The organism is Fibrobacter sp. UWB16, assembly GCF_900215325.1.
In the GTDB taxonomy this organism is placed as follows: domain Bacteria; phylum Fibrobacterota; class Fibrobacteria; order Fibrobacterales; family Fibrobacteraceae; genus Fibrobacter.
Map to the genome: position 1 here is coordinate 568,705 of NZ_OCMS01000001.1, position 20,287 is coordinate 588,991.

Consider the following 20,287-nt stretch of genomic DNA (forward strand, 5'->3'; position numbering starts at 1 on the left):
GAAAGATATATAATATGGGGTTACTATAGTTGTAATTAATTTGGAAACATTCGAAAACGATCAAAAAACGGCATTTTGATTAAAAATGTTTACCAAAATGGAAGATGCCCGCACAGAGGCGGGCATGACAGGCCGGGGAGACCGTGTAAAACTTAGTTTTTCACGAATTTCATTGTCCGCAAGCCAAGAGGTGTCCTGAAGCGTACAATGTAGACGCCTGCACGGAGCGAGCTCATGTCAACAACTCGGGCGTCGCCTACACTCTTGAGGCCTGCAATTTGGACTCTGCGGCCATCGATACCGACAACATCCAGACGAGTAACGTCGGAAGTTCCAATGACAAGGCTTGCAGATCGAGCGTCATAGAATACTTCGCGAGACACCGTAGGCATCACATTTGCGAGACCGATAGTCCCTTCCGAAGAGCTCGAGGATTCAACCTTTTCGCTGCTAGAACTGTCACTGGATTCTTCGCTCGATGAGCTCAGAATGACGTTGGAAGAAGAAGAGCTCTGGTTGACACTGGAAGAAGAAGAGCTCTGGGCGATACTGGAAGAGGATGAGCTCTGGGCGATACTGCTAGAGGATGGATATTCCATCACTTCGCCGTTACTTCCCTTATAAGCCATAAGAGCGTCTTTGAGTTTCTGGTTCACATCAGAAGAAGCGTCATCGACAGAATTGTCAAAGGTCCACTTGAAATCGCCACCCTGCAAACGGCCTGCATAGGCAAGCACATTAGCCACAGCCTGTTCCGGAGAATCGGCCGTGTAGCTGTACATGATAGACTTGTCCGTATCAAAATTATTATAGGTATTTTCGCCCGAATAGGACTTTACGCTAGATGGCACCTGATCATTGCGCGAGGTCACCACGTAGGCATCGAAATCGACCTTAGAATCAATATCGCCAATTGCAGTTTCTTTACCCTTCAAAATGTATTTGCTTGCTCCATACGGAATGAACGTATAAGAGCCTTCCATGTGGTTGTTGTAAGCCTTGATTGTACCGCCCGCTTCCTTGCTGAACGTACCGTTGTTCGTCGGATCGCGCTTAGTGCCGCTCGCATAGACGTCGGTACCCTGCAACGAGGTCATCATCGGATATTTGCAATTGCGGAAATAGTTTGCTTCCATGAACACGGAAGAGCCCAGCGTAGAGCCTGCGCCGTACTTGGCATTGCCATCGTAATAGTTGTTGTATACGTGGGCGCTGTAGTAACGCACACGCGGATGACGGCTATCGGAATGATCGTACCAGTTATGGTGATACGTGATGTAATAGCCCCCATCGGCACCTTCCTTAAGGCCGAGCAAATTTGACTTGCCATTATCCCAGAAATGGTTGTAGCTAAAAGTCACATAAGTCGATAGCTTGCAATCCAAGGCGCCATCGCCCTTGACCTGGTCCTTGTCGCTACCCGCATGGCCGTAGAAAAAGTCATTGTTGTGGACCCAGATATACTGGTTATCCTGCTGGAGCGTGATGTTGTCGCCTTCGTCGGAATCAACATTCATGATGCCGATGTTTCGGATTTCCAAATTCTGGGTTCCTTTGACGCGGAAACCCCAGCCATTTGCAGTCGCATCATTACCGATGCCTTCAACAGTCATCGAAAGGCCCTCTTTTTTGCCCATATCGATGGTGATGTCGCCCTTGTCGGTCACTTCGGGGTCCGTCACATTTCCCAGGAGACGAATCACCAGCGGGCGCTTATCATAGCCCTTCTTGAACGAAGTTAAGATATTTTGGAGGCCCACACTTTCCGTAACGGCGCCCTTGTTGCTCGTGACGACATCCAGCTTGACCGTGTTCTTTGTCGATTCCGAGACGTAAAGAACAACCGCGCCATCCTTGAGCGTACCATCAGTCTTGTAGGCGCCCGGAACATGTCCGTTGCTAAACGCAAAACCGGCTCGGTCATGCGCTTTGACCGTCAAAGACTTGGATGTCGTCGATGCAGTTTCCTTGCCGCCTTTTACAGATGCGACCTTAAGCGTGTAGTTACCCGCCTTGAGGCCAACCACATCGACACGGTACTTGGAACCGTATTTGCGGATGAGCGGAGCATCCACCTTGACGTCACTAGCACCAGCGCCCGAATAATAGACGTTGTAGCTATCGGAACCATCAGATGCCCATTCGGCATAGGCCGATTCTAAAGCACCAGAGGCTGTCTGAAGAGAAACTTGTGCGTTGGCCATAACAAAAAGGCCTGCACACGCAAAAACAGAAACGACGTGTTTCATAAAACATCCCACCACAAAAACGGGCTAAAATTAGCCCCACACCAGTAACTAATATACAGTGATTGTCAATTTTTCGCAACATATTTTTTCATTGCACTGAAAAAATTACATAAAAGGCGCTTTTTGACGTATTTTCCAAAGGTGAATTTTATTTTGCGTGAAAAATTTCGATAAAATTTTATATTGTGGACGCTAGAGTGTGGATGGGAAACCTTAGAGGATGACAATGTTGAAAAAGACTTTTTTGGCAAGCCTTGCCATTTGCGGATTTGCATTCACCAATAGCTTCGCCGCTTTAAGCACAGACGATTTTATCGAAGCGGCTTGGATGACCACACGATTCTTTGGCGCCCAGCGTTCTGGCCAGGGCCCGAACTGGATCTTGGACGGCACGAATAATCCGACCAGCTTTACAAAGGATAGCTACAACGGCAAAGACGTGAGCGGTGGTTGGTTCGACTGCGGCGACCACGTGATGTACGGTCAGTCTCAGGGCTACGCCTCTTACGTTTTGGCTCTTGCATATGCCGAATTCACAAAGGGTTTTTACGACCTCTACACCGGGGATTATACCGACTACAAGGCAAGCAAGGATTACTCCCGCAAGGGCGGCAAGCCAAACGACGTGCGCGACCTCCTCGAAGAACTCCGCTACGAAGCCGATTTCTGGGTCAAAGCCGCCATTGACGAAAACAACTTCGTGACCGTGAAGGGCAACGGCAACCAGGACCACATGAAGTGGGTTACAGCTGGAGCCATGAGCAAGCTCGGCACAGGTGACGGTGGCGAACCGCGCTCCATTACAGGTAATGCAAACGACGCTTACACTCCGGGTATGGCCGCAGCAATGCTTGCTGTGATGGCCCGCGTCGAACCAGACGAAAGCGCTCGCGAAAAATACCTGAAGGCAGCTAAGACCGCGTTCGCCTACGCTAAAAAGCACAAGGGAGTCACACACTCTGAAGGTTTCTACGACAGTGGTTGGTGGGGAGGCGTTTGGCAAGATGGTCCGTTCCTCGCCGCAACGGAACTCTACCGCACGACTAAGGACGAATCCTACAAGAGCGACGCTAAAAAATATTACGACGACATTGACTTTGACAAAAACAGCTATTCTCGCTTTAGCTATTCTGATGCAAGTCCGCTCTCAAACATCATGGGTGAATACGTTTTCAATTTCCATCCGCAGGGCGACTTTTCTGGGTCTGTAGGCTACCTCGACAGAATGTACATGGATCAGGCCGACAAAAACGGAATTTACAACAAGGAAACATCATCCAAGGAACATTTCCATGTCCGTACTCCGTCGGGCGGCGCATTCCTTTACGCTCTTTATGCAAAATATTTCAAGGACAATTCATACGATGAAGCCATCGAAAAGAATATCGCATTCCTTCTCGGTGACAACAGCTACAAGAAGTCTTACGTGGTAGGCTTTGACCGCAATGGAGCAAAAGCTCCGACAAGACCGCACCATCGTGGTTACTACGGCAACGAAGACGCAGGTCGTGACGTCAACGGAGCAGGCAATCCTCCTGAAAAGAACAAGCTTCTGGGTGGCATGATTGCAGGCGACTTTAACAACAGCAACCACAACGGCTCAACCGCCGACTGGCAAGTGAACGAAGTGTGCGTTGACATGAACGCTCCGCTCGTTGGCGCTCTCGGCTACATCTTAAGCAAGAAGGCTCCAGTCGAATCCGTCGGAAGCGACGTTGAATCTGAAGAAGACAAGAAGAAGAGAGAAGAGGAAGAAGAAAAGAAGCGCAAGGAAGAAGAAGAGAAAAAGAAACAAGAAGGCATCATTGCTGGACGCGTTTTGAATACAAACACCTTCAGCATCGTCCAAGGCTCCTCTTCGATCACAGTTAATAGTGCAAATTCCGCTCCGTTCAAGGTTCAGGTATTCGGCCTCAACGGCAAACTTGAACAGGAATTCACAAGCAAGGGTGCAAGCCTGAATGTAAGCCTCAAGAATAAGGGCATGCAGATTATCAAGGTTAGCTCCAAGAGCGCCACCAAGACATTCAAGGTGAATAATTACTAGTAGAAAATGTCATTGCGAGAGTGCGCGGCACTCGAAACAATTTGATCGAATTTAGAAGCCCGTGCAGATGCGCGGGCTTTTACTTTATAATGCGTTCAATCGCTTCTTTGAAAATCGCGGGGTCTTGCAACAAGCTCATGACCACCCAGCCGTCTTCGTCAAAATCAAAGAAGAAGCCCGGCTGCACAAGCACATGCTTTTCGCGAAGCAAGCGAAGCGTGAGTTCTTCATCGTCTTCACCAAGACGCACAACGGCGTACCAGCCGCCGAGAACTTCGGGGCAATACTTGGACGGGAACGCTTCGCGAAGCGTCTGCCAATTCTGTTGCAAGCGGTCAAGAACTTTAGATTCGTAAGCTTCGGAATGTTTGAGCAGGGATGCGCCGAGAGCCTGCGCAGGTGCCGAGACGCTCAAGTATGCGTCTTCAACGAATTCAAGAGCCGCGCGAATTTCTTCGAAATTTTCGCGCGGAGCGTAGAACGCCATCCAGCCGAGCTTTAGCTGCGGCGAACCCACAGCTTTGCTGAGACCATTCAACCAGAAAATCGGGCACTTCGGACCGTCTTCGGGAAGGTTGATGAAGTCTCCCCCACCCGCGTCCCAGAGATCCTGCTCCTTCGAACCTAACTCAACTAAGTCAACAAGTTGACTAGTTTCGTATATCGACTCCACTTCGTTTCGCTCAGGATGACAAGGCGCGAAAACATATTGCCAAGTGCGCGAGACTTTATCCGTGAATGCGTAATCGCCAAAGACTTCATCGACGACAAGAATCATGTTGTTCTCTTCGCAGAAGCGAACTGCCTCGTTCCATTCTTCACGCGAGACACAATGACCCGTCGGGTTATGCGGCGAGACGAGCAACAAGATTTTCGCATGTTCCGGCGCGGCAAGCAAGCTGTCGGAATCCAGGACAAAGCGGAACGCGTTCACTTCGGCTGGCGCAGAGCGCCGCTCTGTGACCTTTTTAAGGTCGGTGAGCTTGTCGAACCGCTCACGTTTCAACTTCAAAAAGTACGGAGCGCATTCCAAATGTTCGAGCTGCGCAAGTGTATCGAGCAAAGGGTAGCCCGGCATCGGCGTTAAAATCACATCGCCCGGATCGCAGAAGGTCTTGAACAAAACGGAATAAGCTTCACTCGTGCTTGCGGTAAGGATTATCTGTCCTGCCGTAAAATTACCACCGCGTTCACGGTAATACTCCACCACCGCCTCGCGAGCTGATTTCCAACCCGAAGCATCGGGATTCCAATTGCCAAAAGCTTTACGACCTTCATCGACCGCATCATCCAAATCCACCGGCAAGCCAGCCTTCACAGGCGAGCTCACCGTCATGTCGATAAACGGAAGCGAGTTTGCTTCGGCGCACTCTGCAAGAACATCGGCCTTGGCGCGTTCCAGTTCAGCAAAGAACGGCGACGGAGAAAGATCTTTAGGAAGTCGAGATGAAAGCATGGTGAACGGCTAGTGGTTAGGAGTGAGGCTATTGGAGTTAGTAGAAATTTAGAAACAAAATCGATTCACCATGTAGTGTACAAGCACTAGTCCTTTATGCAACGGACTGAGAACGCTTCGTTGTCATCCCACCAATATGAAGTTACGAAAAAAGTATCATACGACATATCAATCGCGATGCGCAGCCCTTCGCTATGATCGTCGCGACACCAGAAATAGGTTTCACGGCCCGCATTCTTAAATCCTGGACCCGACATACGATAGCCCGCAGGCAATGCCGTAAAACAGGTCGCATTGGTCGAAGCCGGCAAATAGACATCTCCGTGAAAAGGCTTGGTATAAGGTTCCCAGCCTTCGGTGGCCTTTAACGCAAATGGAGCCATGTAGTAAGACCAATCTTCGCTTTTTTCGTTTATCCTTTCGGACAAGGGCCTCATGAGAATGGCAAATTCTTCCCTGGTAGGCAGATGGTATCCAGCAGGGCACGCTTCGTCAGCAGTATAGTAGGTATAGAGCCGTCCGTATTTTTCACAGCTATCCAAACTGTTCATGTAACAGAAACTGGAATCCATCTCATAGTTCAGATTTTCAGCCATCCATACCTGGTCACCGATTTTTATTGTCTTGTAGGTCTGTCCGTCACGCTCGTCAAGCAAAGTTCCAAATTCGCATTCGGTCGGATTCTGTGACAACACCGTCCGGGAGTTCGACGAAACTTTCGAGCTGCTACTGGATTTCGCGAAAGAACTGCTGCTAAATTTCACAATAGAACTGCTGCCAGTCACTTCAACGGGTTCGCTTAGTCCCTGTTCTATGCCAGCAGATGTCTCGCTGTCACCGCAAGCGCCGAAGAAGAACGTCAAAAAAAGGAAAGCAAACGAAATATGCTTATGCATAAGATCCACCTTCTCAATGAGCTTAACGAAGTTATTTTTTGCGTTTTTTGATAAAGTTTGCAAGCCCGACGGCAATCAAGATTCCCGCCGGGAGTACAACGGCAATTGTCAAGAGAATAAGTTTTTGAGCATCGCTCAAGCCTTTGAGCGATTGCTTGAAATTTTTCAGCTTGGCGAGCAACCCGGGCTTTTTTCCTCCCGAAGTGGAGCCGTCGGCTTCTTCGCCCAAATCCTCGGAACCAGCGAAAGATTTGAATCCGGGAATCAGAGCGAACAACTTTGACGCCGAATCCTTGACGGGTCCGACAAAACGGCTGACATAGGAGCGCACCTTGCCGTAAACTTTTTTGAAAGGGCGTTTCAGTTGTTCTAACATATTTTCTCCTTTATTCCCTCAACAAGAAGGCGATGGCGGATCAAGTCCGCCATGACATTTCAATTGCGCGTAACGTTATGCTTTCTTGTAAATCAGGTTCACACCGCCGAAGAGAGCGCGCATGTTTGCCTTGAGCGTATCGCTCGAGACACCGCGACCTTCAACTTCTTCGCCGTTAGCCTTCAAGACAATGCGGCTTAAGCCACGACCAGCCCACAACTTGTCCTTTTCAGGAACGACGAGCTGGCGGTACTTCACAAGCTCGACCGGCATGCCGATTTCACGCATGAGCATGAGGGCTGCTTCGATCGGACCTTCTGCCGTCACGGACTTCACAAGCGCTTCGCCATCCTTCTTGAAGTGGAAAATGAAGCGGTTTTCGTCCGGGATAACTTCGATGTTGTTGAACACCAGGCGACCGTTCACGTTGACGAACTGTTCGCGGAACACGTCGAGCACGCGTTCGGCACTGAGTTCGCCTTCGGCTTCGCTCAAGCGCTTCAGCACCGGCTGCAACTTGGAAGCTTCCTGCAAGGTCATCTTGTAGCCGAACTTCGTGATGATTTCGTACACGGCGGTGCGACCGCTCTGGCTCGTGAAGCTGAGCGTATCGTTCTGGTTACGGCCAATGATCGAGTAATCAATCGGACGATAAGCGCCCTTCTTCATGTCCTTTGTCTTGGAGGCACCATCCTGATGAATGCCGCTGCGGTGCACGATGGCTTCGGTTCCGATCAACGGAGCGCGGATGTATATAGGCACGCCGCTCCAGTGGCTCACGAGAATTGCAGTTTCGTAAATGCGTTCGAGGTGGAGTCCCGTATTGACGCCGGAGTTATGCAGACCAATCGCGACTTCATAGAAGTTCGTATTGCCGCAACGTTCGCCGAGACCGTTCAAAGCGACTTCGAGCTGAGTTGCACCAACGAAGAAGCTTTCGACGGTTGCTGCAGTCGCCATGCCGAGGTCGTTATGGCAGTGGACAGAAATCGTGATATTCTTGGGCAGAGCTTCATAGACCTGCTTGACCTGATCCACATAGAGCTTCGGGCGATAGCGTTCCACCGTGTTCGGCAAGTTGATCGTCGTAGCACCCGCTTCGACAACAGCCTTCAGAACATCAATCACAAAATCCATGTTTTCGAGGCAGTCGCCAAAATGTTCAGCGCTAAATTCCACATCACCCTTGTCGCCGACGAGCGACTTTGCAAACTTCACGCACTTCACAGCCTTTTCCTTGACCTGTTCAGGCGTCATGTGCAGCACGTTTTCCATGGACAAGGGGCTTGTGGCAAGGAACGTATGGATGCGCGGATGCGGAGCGTACTGGACAGCTTCCCAGCAGCGCTGGATATCGCTTTCGATGCAGCGAGCGAGGCCAGAAACCACGACGTTCTTTGCAGTTTCGTCGCCTTCTGCCGCCATCTGCGCGGTGAGCTTTGCAAGTTCCATGACCGACTCAAAATCCATTTCGCTAGACGCAGGGAAACCGACTTCGGCACCTTGCACACCGAGCTTCAAGAGCAACAGATAAACATCTTTTTTCTGGGCATTGTTCCAGGGCTTCGGAAGAGCCTGGTTACCATCACGCAGTGTTACGTCATAGAAGAATGGTTTTCTCGTTTCAGTCATTTTTATCTCCTTGCCGGCTTCAAGACCGCAAAGTTCCTTTAATTTTTCAATCCAAAAATAGAATTTCGCCATAAAAAAGAACCCGCTTCGTTCTCGAAGCGGGCGCTTTTAGGTTGAAATTCGTTTGAAAATCTTTGAAAAATCCCTAAAACCTCGCTTCGGTAGCGATGCTAAGTAGAAGTAGAAGGTTCAAAGTTTTTCTCATGTGCATGAATATACAAAGATTCGAGGGGAATGGCAAGGGGGGAGCAAGCCCAATTGTTGGTCATTTCACACAAAATAATGTATATTGAAAAAGTCGATTTTTACAGAAGAGTTTTTCAAGCGTAAATAAAATGATGTTGCGTACTAGTTTCGTCAAAGCGTCCGCTATCGGACTTGCCGTAGCCAGCACATCCTTGTTTGCAAAGGCCATCGACACGCCGAATCAGTATCAGCAGGATGAGTGGTCTCCCGAATATGGTAGTAGCACCTGGATGTACGAGAACTCGGCAGGATTATTTGAAACGGGTCCGCTCGACGACTACCGCGCCGCTAAGCGTCTTTACTTGAACCGTCAGTTTTTGGACGCTGCATACGCCTTCGGTGAAATCCAGACCAAGTACCCGACATTCCGCCTTGTCGATCAGGCTGCTTTCTACGAGGCAAAATCTTTCGAAAAACTCCGTATGCACAAGGCTGCTAGGGTAATTTACCGAGATGCCATCAAGCGCTATCCGCAAAGTGACCAACTTGCCAAGTATCACTTCCAGTTGATGAACATCGACTATAAGGAAGGAAAATATACAGAAGCAATGAATAAGTACCAGTACATTGCTCAGAAGTTCGGCAAAAGCGATGCGAAGGCTGACGCCGACTACGTTGCCGGCCAGATTAAGCTCGAACAGGGTCTCTATCAGGAATCCATTGACCTGCACGCTTCCATCCTTCCGGGTAATGCGAACTACCTCTACGCCCGCTATACCATGGGTATCGCTTACAGCCGTCTCTACAAATTCGACGAAGCCGAAAACTGCTTCCGCGCTATTACGGAACAGCCGGTTTCCAACAAGTCCGAACGTGACATACAGAATGCGGCTAAGGTGAAGCTCGGTCACATTTTCTCCTCTGCTGAAAAGCCGGATCTCGCAGCTGCCGCTCAGATGTACGGTCTGGTTCAAAAGGAATCTCCGGTGTTTGACGAAGCTATGCTTGGTATTGCATGGGCATTTCTTAAGGTTTACAAGATAGATGAAGCAATCAAATATGCCAAGTGGATTATCAACAACCTTCCGGAATCCTTCATCGTGTCCGAAGCTTACCTCATAATCGGTTACTGTTACTTCATGAAGAAAGATTACAAGAACGCTTTCGACGCCTTGATTCAGACTGAAAAGCTCACGGAACAGCCGTTTGTGTCCGTAGCTTCTCGTGATAGCGCACGTCTGGCTTATGATGCAATGCAGAGCCAGCTCGACTCCGTCCAAGTTTTTGCCTTAGATCTTGCAAACCAGTTACCGACGCCGCGTGTGGAAAACAAGCGTAAAGCATTTCGCTCGACTTTCGACAAGGTTTACAAGGTTATTGAAGATTACGCAACGTTTATGCAGAGGGTAATCGAGAGTGATCGCTTTGAATCTAACCGCAAGCGTATTTTGGATGATGCAGGCTTTACATTGAGTCCTCCTCGAGTACATCCTGGGCCTTATCGACCTTATGATAATCCGCCCCTCGAAGATTTAAGCGATTTAGAATAAAGCGGAAAGAAAGCCAAAAAGAAAACCCGACTTAGTCGGGCTAGATTTTTCACTTAATAAGAAAAGCAATCACCGATTTCTTGGTAAGATTTCCTTTTTAGGAACCTTGAAAAGTTCAGCCGCTTTCTCTGGGGTCAATATTCCGGCATCGACCATTAACTGAGCATCTTCTTTATGGGCATCGTCATGTCCTTGAGCATAGGCCCCTTGTCTCTCGTAAAGCAAGTCTGTCATACCGTCAACCTCGTTCAAAAGAATTTCGTCGGTGTACCCTGTCAAAGATACATCTTTGATGAAATCCTTGTCAAGTAGGCTTTTTAACGCTCATCATAAAAGTTCAACCATCTGCAAAAAACGAAATATACCCCAAAGTAACAGTTCTGTCAAGTTCAATCATTGTGATATTACGTAAAACCAACCCAGATTTTGTATATTCTATCTGTTATATGCAAATAACTAAGATAAAAGTATCACAAGCGGTTCAGTTTTTTAAAAAGAATGATTTGTGGGCGAAAATCGCCTTTACCATAATCTTTCTTTCGTATTTGTCTTTGTGTCACTCCTGTTTTAATCCAATTGAGGGTGGGACTTTTCCCATATATGAGAATAACTATCCTGGAGATGTTTATGGCTTTCGAGTGAAAAATAAAGGAGCCAAGCAATGCGAATTGAATGGCAAAAGGATTTTCCTAGAACGGGAGAATCAAAACGAATCATTTTGGTACGATTTCTTTGTTGATTCTAGGGCCTATTATGTTTGGCATCTCCTGTATCAGGACGATGATGGTGCAAGAAAAAATATTTTGACTTACAGGTTTGCGCCACATGGAGGTATTGGGGCTGTTGTTCAGGGGACGGGAATCGGAATTGATGAACGAAAGGATTCTATCGTAATTATTTATGATGCAGAGCCATTGGATGGCTTTACAATAGAGCCTAGTCCGTTCAGTGATAAAATTGTACTTCAGAAAGCCGTTCCTGGCAAGAGCGTTATTTCATATCATTGCGCTATGGAGTGGTTCAATTGATCAAGAAACTAATAGATAAACTCTTTACCTTGACTGCTTTTATTTCTGCAGTGTGCTTGGCAGTTCATTATACGCCGGCAGCCTTGATAAAAGGAACCTATAGCTTTTGGTCGGATTACATTGTACTGTTACTATTCCCTTTAGTAATGCTTGTTTCGGCTATTTTGCTGTTACTTGATTTGTTTTCGTTGAAAATAGAGGTTGTCCAAAGAAAGGTATGGATGTTTTTTGCAGCAATCGGAGTTGTTCCAATTCTGCCTATAGCCTCGTTTGGGTTAATCTTGTTCGTATTTGATATCATCTACTATATAAAACATTTTTTCGAATTTTTAGTCGGTTTGTTTTAGCGGGTATATTAAAAAAGATTGATAGTCCACAAGTAGACTAAAATCCCTTAAAAACTGAAAAATTTTATATCTTTTCGGCAATTATGATTTTACTCGTCGCCGAAAAACCTTCTGTCGCCAATCAACATTACAAGCCGATGCTGGAGCGTATTGAGGGTGAAAAGTTTACGCAAGGCGACGGGTGTCTAATCGGCAAGAACCATTGCATCACGTGGTGCGTTGGTCACTTGATTACGCTTGCTCCGCTGGACGCCTACCCCGGATTTGAGGGCGGTTGGCGACTTTCGAATTTGCCGCTTTTGCCCGAAAAATTCAAGTTGATGGAAATCGAGAGCACGCGAAAGCAGCTCGCGGTGGTGCGCGACATGATGTCGAAGGCGGACGTGCTTGTGAACGGCGCAGACGCGGGCCGTGAAGGTAATTTGATTTTCGACCTGATTCTCGACTACACGCCGGACTTCCGCAAAAAGCAGATCAAGCGTTTGTGGGTGAACAGCTATGTGGCGAAAGATTTGGACAAGGCTTGGAAGAATCTGGAAGACGCGACCGAGCGTTTGAACTTGAGCTATGCGGCAAGGCTCCGCCAGCGTGCCGACTGGATGGTCGGGCTGAATGCGACGCGAGCTTACACGCTTACCGCCGGGCGCGGAAAGATGATTTCGGTGGGGCGCGTGCAAACGCCGACGCTGAATCTGGTCGTGGAACGCGATGCAATTGTCGAGCAATTCAAGGAACTGTTTTATTACAGCGTTGTGGGAACGTGGAAAGGGTTCCAAGCGCAATTATTAGACGAAAGACGAGAGACGAAAGACGAAAGGGGACAACGTCATCCTGAACAACGTGAAGGATCCAGTGACAGTCAAGGAGATTCCCGGTCGGAGCCGGGAATGACAAGTGAGGCAGAAACAGCCGCGGAAGCGAAGGTCGCGGCGGACAAACAAAGCAATTTAAAAGTTGCGATTTTCGAGAAAGAAGAGCCGGCGCAAGCTGTTATAGACAAATGTTCGCCGCCGGAAGAAGCGACAATTGCAAAGATTGACATCCAGCAAAAAAAGCAGTTCCCACAAAAACCGTTCGACTTGACGGAGCTGCAAAAAGAGGGCAACAAGCGTTTTAAATACAGCGCCCAGCAAGTTCTCGACTGCGCCCAAAACTTGTACGAAAAGAAGTTGCTCACCTACCCACGTACGGACTCGCAATACCTGCCGGATACGATGCAGCAAGAAGCATACGCGCTTGCACAAAGACTTGCCACAGCGCAAGAAAAATCCGTCATGCGCGATGGCAATGAAAACTTTGTCTTCATCAACTCTAGCAAAGTCACAGACCACTTTGCCATTATCCCCACGGGAGAAGAACCACAAAATCTCCCAGAGATGGAAGAGAACATCTACAAGCTTGCCAAGGAACGCTTTGTGCAAGCATGGCTCAAGCCGTATGTCTGGAGCGAAATGGAAGTTCTGCTAGAGGCAGGCAACGAAAATGGAGATTCCCGCTCAGAGGCGGGAATGACAGCTGAGGCGAGAGTCGCGCCAGAACTGTTCCGCCTAAAGCTCAAGCGGAATGAGGATTTGGGATTCCGGGCGCTCGCCAAGGAAGAAAAGAAGAAACCGTCGAAAAAGAAAAAAGGCGATGCCGGAACAGAGTCCGGCATGACAAGTGATGCGAAGGGTGCAGATGCCGAAGGCAAAGGCGATGGCGATGATATCACGAATATCGTCGAGACGTTCCCGGAATGGAATGTCGGCGACCACGCGCCTTTCGACAGCCTGGAACAGCAAAAGAAAAAGAAGAGCAAGCCCAAGTACTTCACCGAAGCGACGCTCCTTGCCGCGATGAAAACAGCAGGCAAGCAAATCGAAAATGAAGAACTTGCCGAAGCCATGAAAGAACGCGGTCTCGGAACTCCAGCCACGCAAGCAGGCATCATCGAGACGCTCAAAAAGCGCGGATTCATCGAAGCGCAAAAGAATTATCTTGTTAGCACCCAGCGCGGACGCGAAGTCATCGCGCTCATGGACGAAAAAGTCAAATCGCCCGAAATGACCGGCGAATGGGAATTCAAGCTTTCGCAAGTCGAGAAAGGCAAGCTCACGCCGATTGAATTCCGCGACGGCATCGTGAATTACGTCAAGGAACTCTTCGAACATCTGCGTCAAAAATACGGCAGCCAGTTCGAACGCGAAACTGTCACCGACGCGATTCCATGCCCGAAATGTTCTAGCCCGCTCGAAATTGCGCCGTGGGGCTACGTTTGCAAAAATGAGGAATGCGGCTTTAAGGCTGGCCACACCATTGCAGGCCGCACACTGAGCCACGCCGAAATGGCGACACTCCTGAAAACCGGCAAGTCCGATTTGCTCAGCGGTTTCAAGAGCAAAAAAGGAACGACATTCAGCGCCACGCTCACATTAGGCGATGACGGCAACATCGGCTTTGAATTTTCTGATGACGCTCGCGCCAAAACGCCAACCAATTATAAATGCCCCAAGTGCGGCAAGACGCTTTTGGATTCCGGCAACCGCCTCATCTGCGAAGGGAACGACGTCACCACTTCGAACAACGAAAATGGCGACCCCACACTCACACCGGACACAGCCCCGACTTGCGACTTCGTTTTCTACAAGACAATTGCCGGGCATGTCATGAGCGACACGGAAATTGCGGAACTTTTCAACAACGGCACGACAGAAATCATCAGCGGATTCTTGACCAAGAAAGGCACAACTTTCAACGCCAAAGTCGTCTGGGACAAGGATTTCAAGGCGACATTCGCCTTCGAGAACGACGGTCATTTCCACGGCACCGAAACCAAGTTCAACTGCCCGCTCTGCAAAAAGAAACTCGAAGAAAACAAGAACGCCATTTTCTGTCCGGCTTGCAACTTTACCTTGTTCAAATCTGTTGCTGGCAAAAAGCTCCGCGTTGCTGACATCAAGGCGCTCCTCACCGGCGGCAAGACAGAACTGTTGACCGGATTCAAAAGCAAGAAAGGGACGGAATTCGACGCTTATCTAAAGCTCGGTGAAGACGGCCGCACAAGCTTTGAATTCGTCCATAGAGACCTTCCCTGCCCTTGCTGCGGCGACCAACTGCGATTCCGTAGCGGCACGACCACGCAAACGCCAAACGGAGAAGTGCAAACGCTCGCGGCATACGTGTGCATGAACCCCGCCTGCAATTACGGGATTCCCAAAACATTCTTCAAGCGTGAATTTTCCGACGAAGAAGTCGAAACGCTCCTCAAGAACAAATCCACGCCTATCCTTGAACCATTCAAAAAGAACGATACGACATTCAGGGCTGCGCTAGAACTGCGCGAAGGCGGCAAGATAGCGTTTAATAAGTTGACTGTGGAAGTGATTTCTAAAAAGTAGGGAGATGCCCGATCGGAGTCGGGCATGACAAGAAAATCCCTATTTTACATCGATTCTGTGCACTTGGCGCCCCACCTGAACTAGATAACTGCCGGCAAGGCTCATTTCAAGTGCAACGTTTCCGGCATCATTTACCAATCCACTGGCAATTACTCGGCCCTGCATGTCGAACACACTTACCTTTGCCCCCACTTGGGCCCCATAGACTTGCAGCATACGACCCGCGGCTTTGACACCAAACGAAGGCATCTTGGGAATCGCGCGAAGCGATATCTTCGCATTCGACCAGATGGTACCATTATTTGTGTTTACGCAACTATTCACAAAATTTGGGAAGGAGCCGGCATCATCCGGATGCCAGAAAAATTCTTCCCATACGGATTGGCTGTAATAATCGTTGATAAACAGTCCCGAAATACTATGGTTGTTGGCATAGTAAACAGGAGTCGTTTCGCCTCTGCTCAGCACACCAATGGGCTGCCACAGTACAATTCCGTCCACCCAATTGCCGTTGGCATCTACAAGGGCTTCATTGACGACAATGTCGTTTTTCTGCCAGGCGCAGGGGTGGTTTTCCATGACCTTGATGCCATCGAGTTTGTCGCTCGTGTACAAAGCAAACCAGTACAATTCATTGCGATCTGAGATGATGTAGCAACCATTTTCGTTTGTGGCAGGTTTCTTAGGTTCGGGGTACCAATGTGCATAAAGGTCGAAATCGCGGCTGAAGTAGTCCGTTTGCGGGAAATCTTTTATTTCATTAGCATAGGTGAGTTTATCAAACCAGCCTACAAAAACAAAGCCTTCACGAGTTGGTTCTTTTAAGGTGACAGTGGTGTCGAAATTAAATGTCGCCGGATTTCCGGGATTGTTCACACCGCCGTTCAAGTGGTAGGTAATTTTATAGTTGTTCGTTATCCACTTTGCATATAATGTAATGTCGTCATGACGATCCTTAGTAAGTTCTTTCACAGGCGTTTTAAACGTAGAATCGGCGTACCAGCCGTCAAAAGTGTAGCCTACTTTTTCTAATCCCTTAAGCGTATAGGCGGCGGAATCCGAGGACCAGCGCGAAGGATTGGTTTCGGAATCTGTGCCGCCATAGGCAACATAGGTCACAAAATATTCGCTTTCCCACTTGGCGTAAAGAGTGTAGTATTTTTTTGTCCCGACCTTGATGGTATCGATTCTTTCTTTATAAAGGCTATCGGTAAACCACCCTTCAAAGGTGTCGCCTGCCTTTGTGGGGCTTGCCAAAATAATGGTGGTATCGCTTGTGTAGTACTTGGGATTTTGATCGCTGTTTTTGCCACCGTTCAGTTTATAGTCAAGATAATACTTCACTTTGGAAGTTAAAACCGGGTGCGAATTCGTGCCTATGTTTTGTTCCCATGCGGCACCATAGGAACCCTCCTGTAATTTGCCTAGAACGGTCCCGTCCTTGAATTCGTTCGCTGTCGCTTTTGATCCACCGTATTTGGCAGTCGCATCGCCGGCATAGTAGGCGTTCTTGATTTCAACATGGTGGCGGGAACTGTCGTAGAAACACCAATCAAGATCATGGTAGCCAAAAATGGCATCGCCAGAAACAGTTCCGACGTTGAAAGCGTTCTCGAGGATAAAATCCTGCGCTTCCCCGACAATACCTCCGGTTCCGGCCCAATCGTTAGAAGCTCCTGTAATGCGGCCAGCATTGTACGCATTGATAATTTTTGCCACGTTATTCGGGGCCATTGTTGGCCATTCGGACAATGCCGGTGCACGCTTTGTCAGAGCAGGCGGAGCACTAAGGCATGACCAGTCTTTGTGGCTTACGATTGTACCGACAATGCCTCCGGCGCTGCTACCGGAAACAACCGTTGCTTTGCTAAAAACATCGACCAAAAGTGCCGACTGGTCTATATGTGCGGCAATACCTCCCGCATAAGAACTTCCCTCAAAATAGGAATCTTTAATGCCCAAGTTCCTTACAACAGGGGGCTTGCCGGCTACTATATAGAGCTTAGAAAAAAAGCCTGCTTCTCCAGCTGTTTTGGAATAAAGTCCCGAAATGGTGTGACCGTTGCCCTCAAATATCCCGCCAAATTCAAATGGCTGCCAGAACATGATGTCTTTGCGGGTGGAGTCCGGATTCCCGTCCGCATCCAGCAGATTTTCATTGACCACGATATCATTCTGGAGTTCTATACAAGCAAAGGCGGAAAGATCGGGAACGGCATAAAGTTCCTCCTTGGTGGTGATCTGGTAACAGCTGTCATCATTTAACTGAGGCTTCTTGATTTCGGGAGCCCAAAGCGCAACCAACGTGTATTTGCTTCCACTGCAACGGGATATAGTTTTTTTAGGTGTGGAGTAAAAACCATAAGAAGATTCCTCAAACCACCCCAGAAACCGAGAACCTTCGCGAGTCGGCTCGAGGAGTGTAATCTTGCATGTGTCAGATATTACGGATGAGTAAAAGTCGCTACTCGTGTCCTTTACGACAACGTAGCTATCCGGGTTCGCAGGGTTGTTTACACCTCCGTTTAGGTGGTAAGTGATAGTCCGCGTGTCACCTACTGCAGCAAAGCAGTAGCTCCCCAAAGACAACAGCAATAATATTGAATACAAACACTTCATATCTTTAATATAATCATTAAAAAGTTTTATCGAGCACTAATAATGTACAAATTAAAGAGAACAATAGAATCACTGTACGCTCATTTCAAAACAAGCGGATGACGATTTTGTTGCATGCGTTGCATATAAGCCCCAAAAGCAACAAAGCTCACAAGCAAACAATCGTATGCATATTTATTTTTTCTTCAAAGCTTCAAACGTTTGAGGATAGAGAGCCTTGGCCTTTTCCCAAACAGCTCGGTGTATCGAATCGGTCAAATCACATCTCAAATAAAAATCATCATTTTCGACAACATTAAATAACATTTTCCCATAAATTGTCACAATACCTTTTTCAGTTTTCCAAGGAACGCAGTATTCAAAGCCACCTCTATCCTTAGATTCTTCAGAAATTAAAGGACGACTTTTATAATAAGAACTTGACAAAGATGACTCATAATTATAGTCCAAGCCGCGAAATACGCATTCACCCTCATCCAAAGCCAGCGAATAAAGGTGAGAACCTTTTTTTAGAGACAATTTAGACATAAAAGAATTTGCACTATTCATTATATTAACCGTTGCAGAATCACGTCCCTCTAAAGAAATTTCAACAAAAGTGATTCCCTTATCAGCCGGCCAATCAGACGAATCAGACCAATCAGCAGACCTAAAAAAAGAGCAACTCGTCAAAAGCAATACACAAACAGAACTAAGCAATTTTATCATTTTCATCAGCAATACCACTTTAGACAAAATATAAAATTTTCCATCAAAAAAGACTGATGTCGGGCATGACAAGAAAGGCGATCCCGGCACAAGGCCGGGGTGACAAAGGCAATAAGTTCTGTCACTGGATCCTTCACGCTTCGCGTTCAGGATGACGCGCAAGGATGGCGACCCCGGAACAAGTCCGGGGTGACAAGCACTCAAAAAACAAAGCACTGGATTCTTCGTGGCTATTCGCCACTCAGAATGACGTGCAAGGAAAACCTACCACATCTATAGGTTAAACCAGAATTGGGGACATTTCCTTTGGAATCGCTCCCACATTTTACTATCTTTGCACTCGTTTAAAGCGGGTTAAAGATGAGCGAAAATTACAAATATGGATTTGTCACTGATATTGAAAACGAAGCCTTCGAAAAAGGCCTTAACGAGGATATCATCCGCAGGGCGTCAGCGCTTCGCGGCGAACCACAGTTCATGCTCGATTTTCGCTTGAGAGCCTACGAAAAGCTCAAGACGATGGAACAGCCCAACTGGGGCGAGCTCCACTTCAATCCTGTCGATTTGCAGGACATCGTTTACTATTCCGCACCGAAAACCAAGAAGAGCCACGAAAAAATCGAAGATGTAGATCCGGAACTCTTGGCGACTTTTGAAAAGCTCGGCATCCCGCTCGACGAACAGAAGCGACTCGCGAACGTCGCCGTCGATGCCGTGTTCGATTCCGTCAGCATTTACACAAGCCACAAGAAGAAGCTCATGGAAATGGGCATCATCTTCTGCTCTATCAGCGACGCCATCAAGGAATACCCCGAACTTATCGAGGAATATCTCGGGAGCGTGGTCCCCGCTGGCGACAACTACTTTGCGGCCCTCAACAGTGCAGTCTTTGGCGACGGAAGCTTCGTCTATATTCCGCCTGGAGTCAAGTGCCCAATGGACCTTTCCACCTACTTCCGCATCAACAACAAGGAAGCAGGCCAGTTCGAACGCACATTGATCATCGCCGATGACGACGCGAGCGTGAGCTACCTCGAAGGCTGCACCGCGCCGGAATTTTCAAGCAAGCAGTTGCACAGCGCTATCGTGGAACTCGTGGCCAAGGAAAACGCAAGCATCAAGTATTCTACCGTGCAGAACTGGTACGCAGGCGACCGCGAAACGGGCGCAGGCGGCGTGTACAACTTCGTCACGAAGCGTGGCAAGTGCGCAGGCAAGAACAGCCGCATCAGCTGGACGCAGGTCGAAACGGGTTCCGCCATCACGTGGAAGTACCCGAGCTGCATCTTGCAGGGCGACAATTCCGTTGGCGAATTCTACAGCGTGGCCCTCACGAACGGCCACATGCAAGCAGACACCGGCACGAAGATGATCCACATCGGCAAAAATACCAAGAGCACGATCATTTCGAAGGGCATCAGCGCCGACTACTCCAGCAACGCCTACCGTGGCGAAGTGAGCATCCGCAAGTCCGCTACAGGCGCCCGCAACTACACCCAGTGCGATAGCATGCTCGTCGGCACCAAGAGCGCCGCCCACACGTTCCCCTACATCACCGTAGCAAACGCAAGCGCCCAGACCGAGCACGAAGCTACGACCAGCCGTATCAGCGAAGACCAGCTATTCTACTTCGAAAGCCGCGGCATCAAGCGCGAAGACGCTATACAAGCGATGGTGGGCGGATTCTGCAAGGACGTTTTCAAGGAACTCCCGGGCGAATTTGCCACCGAAGCACGCCAGCTCCTCACCCTCAAGCTCGAGCACAGCGTCGGTTAACACCCCAAATACACAACTGTGGACTTTTAATTCAAAAAGG

Annotated in this window: 14 protein-coding genes; 6 read left to right on the forward strand and 8 right to left on the reverse strand. The window is 48.5% G+C overall.

All coding sequences use genetic code 11. The features are described from left to right. Positions 1-152 precede the first annotated feature (152 nt). Positions 153-2,249, reverse strand: a complete 2,097-nt coding sequence (locus CRN95_RS02395) for a pectate lyase (protein ID WP_097019998.1) — start codon at positions 2,247-2,249, stop codon at positions 153-155. A gap of 226 nt (positions 2,250-2,475) precedes the next feature. On the opposite strand from CRN95_RS02395, the gene CRN95_RS02400 reads away from it, so the two are divergent. Further along, entirely contained in the window at positions 2,476-4,296 is a 1,821-nt protein-coding gene (locus CRN95_RS02400) for a glycoside hydrolase family 9 protein (protein WP_159462259.1), read from the forward strand. A 79-nt stretch (positions 4,297-4,375) separates the two neighbouring features. Here CRN95_RS02400 and CRN95_RS02405 read toward each other — a convergent pair whose 3' ends face one another. From CRN95_RS02405 to leuA2, 4 genes are all read right to left on the reverse strand, one after another. Then, a complete protein-coding gene (locus CRN95_RS02405; RefSeq protein ID WP_097020000.1) occupies positions 4,376-5,752 on the reverse strand; it encodes a pyridoxal phosphate-dependent aminotransferase in 1,377 nt (458 codons plus the stop codon). Positions 5,753-5,838: 86 nt separating this feature from the next. Continuing rightward, positions 5,839-6,648 (reverse strand): fibrobacter succinogenes major paralogous domain-containing protein, encoded by an 810-nt coding sequence (locus tag CRN95_RS02410; RefSeq protein ID WP_097020001.1) that lies wholly within the window; start codon positions 6,646-6,648, stop codon positions 5,839-5,841. Between the two features lie 31 nt (positions 6,649-6,679). Further along, on the reverse strand, positions 6,680-7,024 hold the full coding sequence (locus tag CRN95_RS02415; RefSeq protein WP_097020002.1) for a hypothetical protein: 345 nt from the start codon (positions 7,022-7,024) through the stop codon (positions 6,680-6,682). A 75-nt stretch (positions 7,025-7,099) separates the two neighbouring features. After that, positions 7,100-8,656, reverse strand: coding sequence for a 2-isopropylmalate synthase LeuA2 (gene leuA2 / locus CRN95_RS02420; RefSeq protein ID WP_097020287.1), 1,557 nt, complete (start codon positions 8,654-8,656; stop codon positions 7,100-7,102). Between the two features lie 335 nt (positions 8,657-8,991). On the opposite strand from leuA2, the gene CRN95_RS02425 reads away from it, so the two are divergent. After that, the gene (locus CRN95_RS02425; protein ID WP_097020003.1) at positions 8,992-10,392 is read left to right on the forward strand and encodes a tetratricopeptide repeat protein; all 1,401 of its coding nucleotides are present in this window, start codon (positions 8,992-8,994) and stop codon (positions 10,390-10,392) included. Positions 10,393-10,461: 69 nt separating this feature from the next. On the opposite strand, the gene CRN95_RS02430 is transcribed toward CRN95_RS02425, so the two are convergent. After that, the gene (locus CRN95_RS02430; protein ID WP_235002827.1) at positions 10,462-10,626 is read right to left on the reverse strand and encodes a hypothetical protein; all 165 of its coding nucleotides are present in this window, start codon (positions 10,624-10,626) and stop codon (positions 10,462-10,464) included. A 212-nt stretch (positions 10,627-10,838) separates the two neighbouring features. Here CRN95_RS02430 and CRN95_RS02435 point away from each other — a divergent pair, with 212 nt between their 5' ends. The 3 genes from CRN95_RS02435 (at position 10,839) to CRN95_RS02445 (ending at position 15,144) form a co-directional block, all read left to right on the forward strand. Continuing rightward, positions 10,839-11,420: a hypothetical protein gene (locus CRN95_RS02435; protein WP_097020005.1), complete on the forward strand. Its 582-nt coding sequence runs from the start codon at positions 10,839-10,841 to the stop codon at positions 11,418-11,420. Next, the gene (locus CRN95_RS02440) at positions 11,417-11,767 is read left to right on the forward strand and encodes a hypothetical protein (protein ID WP_097020006.1); all 351 of its coding nucleotides are present in this window, start codon (positions 11,417-11,419) and stop codon (positions 11,765-11,767) included. Before CRN95_RS02435 ends, CRN95_RS02440 begins: the two co-directional genes overlap by 4 nt. Positions 11,768-11,850: 83 nt before the next feature. Beyond that, positions 11,851-15,144, forward strand: coding sequence for a type IA DNA topoisomerase (locus tag CRN95_RS02445; RefSeq protein ID WP_097020007.1), 3,294 nt, complete (start codon positions 11,851-11,853; stop codon positions 15,142-15,144). A gap of 39 nt (positions 15,145-15,183) precedes the next feature. Here CRN95_RS02445 and CRN95_RS02450 read toward each other — a convergent pair whose 3' ends face one another. Both CRN95_RS02450 and CRN95_RS02455 read right to left on the reverse strand, forming a co-directional pair. Beyond that, positions 15,184-17,763: an InlB B-repeat-containing protein gene (locus CRN95_RS02450; RefSeq protein WP_088629971.1), complete on the reverse strand. Its 2,580-nt coding sequence runs from the start codon at positions 17,761-17,763 to the stop codon at positions 15,184-15,186. Between the two features lie 174 nt (positions 17,764-17,937). After that, a complete protein-coding gene (locus CRN95_RS02455; protein WP_235002888.1) occupies positions 17,938-18,489 on the reverse strand; it encodes a hypothetical protein in 552 nt (183 codons plus the stop codon). Between the two features lie 342 nt (positions 18,490-18,831). Between CRN95_RS02455 and sufB the strand changes: the two genes are divergently transcribed. After that, positions 18,832-20,247 carry a Fe-S cluster assembly protein SufB gene (gene sufB, locus CRN95_RS02460; protein WP_088629969.1) on the forward strand — a complete coding sequence of 472 codons (1,416 nt, stop codon included), beginning with the start codon at positions 18,832-18,834 and terminating at the stop codon, positions 20,245-20,247. Positions 20,248-20,287: the final 40 nt, after the last annotated feature.

What these genes read in the sequence shown, in the direction of transcription:
- CRN95_RS02395 (WP_097019998.1), bottom strand. Translation starts at nt 2,249, where the DNA reads ATGAAACACGTCGTTTCTGTTTTTGCGTGTGCAGGCCTTTTTGTTATG.
- CRN95_RS02400 (WP_159462259.1), top strand. Translation starts at nt 2,476, where the DNA reads ATGTTGAAAAAGACTTTTTTGGCAAGCCTTGCCATTTGCGGATTTGCA.
- CRN95_RS02405 (WP_097020000.1), bottom strand. Translation starts at nt 5,752, where the DNA reads ATGCTTTCATCTCGACTTCCTAAAGATCTTTCTCCGTCGCCGTTCTTT.
- CRN95_RS02410 (WP_097020001.1), bottom strand. Translation starts at nt 6,648, where the DNA reads ATGCATAAGCATATTTCGTTTGCTTTCCTTTTTTTGACGTTCTTCTTC.
- CRN95_RS02415 (WP_097020002.1), bottom strand. Translation starts at nt 7,024, where the DNA reads ATGTTAGAACAACTGAAACGCCCTTTCAAAAAAGTTTACGGCAAGGTG.
- leuA2 (WP_097020287.1), bottom strand. Translation starts at nt 8,656, where the DNA reads ATGACTGAAACGAGAAAACCATTCTTCTATGACGTAACACTGCGTGAT.
- CRN95_RS02425 (WP_097020003.1), top strand. Translation starts at nt 8,992, where the DNA reads ATGATGTTGCGTACTAGTTTCGTCAAAGCGTCCGCTATCGGACTTGCC.
- CRN95_RS02430 (WP_235002827.1), bottom strand. Translation starts at nt 10,626, where the DNA reads ATGACAGACTTGCTTTACGAGAGACAAGGGGCCTATGCTCAAGGACAT.
- CRN95_RS02435 (WP_097020005.1), top strand. Translation starts at nt 10,839, where the DNA reads ATGCAAATAACTAAGATAAAAGTATCACAAGCGGTTCAGTTTTTTAAA.
- CRN95_RS02445 (WP_097020007.1), top strand. Translation starts at nt 11,851, where the DNA reads ATGATTTTACTCGTCGCCGAAAAACCTTCTGTCGCCAATCAACATTAC.
- CRN95_RS02450 (WP_088629971.1), bottom strand. Translation starts at nt 17,763, where the DNA reads ATGAAGTGTTTGTATTCAATATTATTGCTGTTGTCTTTGGGGAGCTAC.
- sufB (WP_088629969.1), top strand. Translation starts at nt 18,832, where the DNA reads ATGAGCGAAAATTACAAATATGGATTTGTCACTGATATTGAAAACGAA.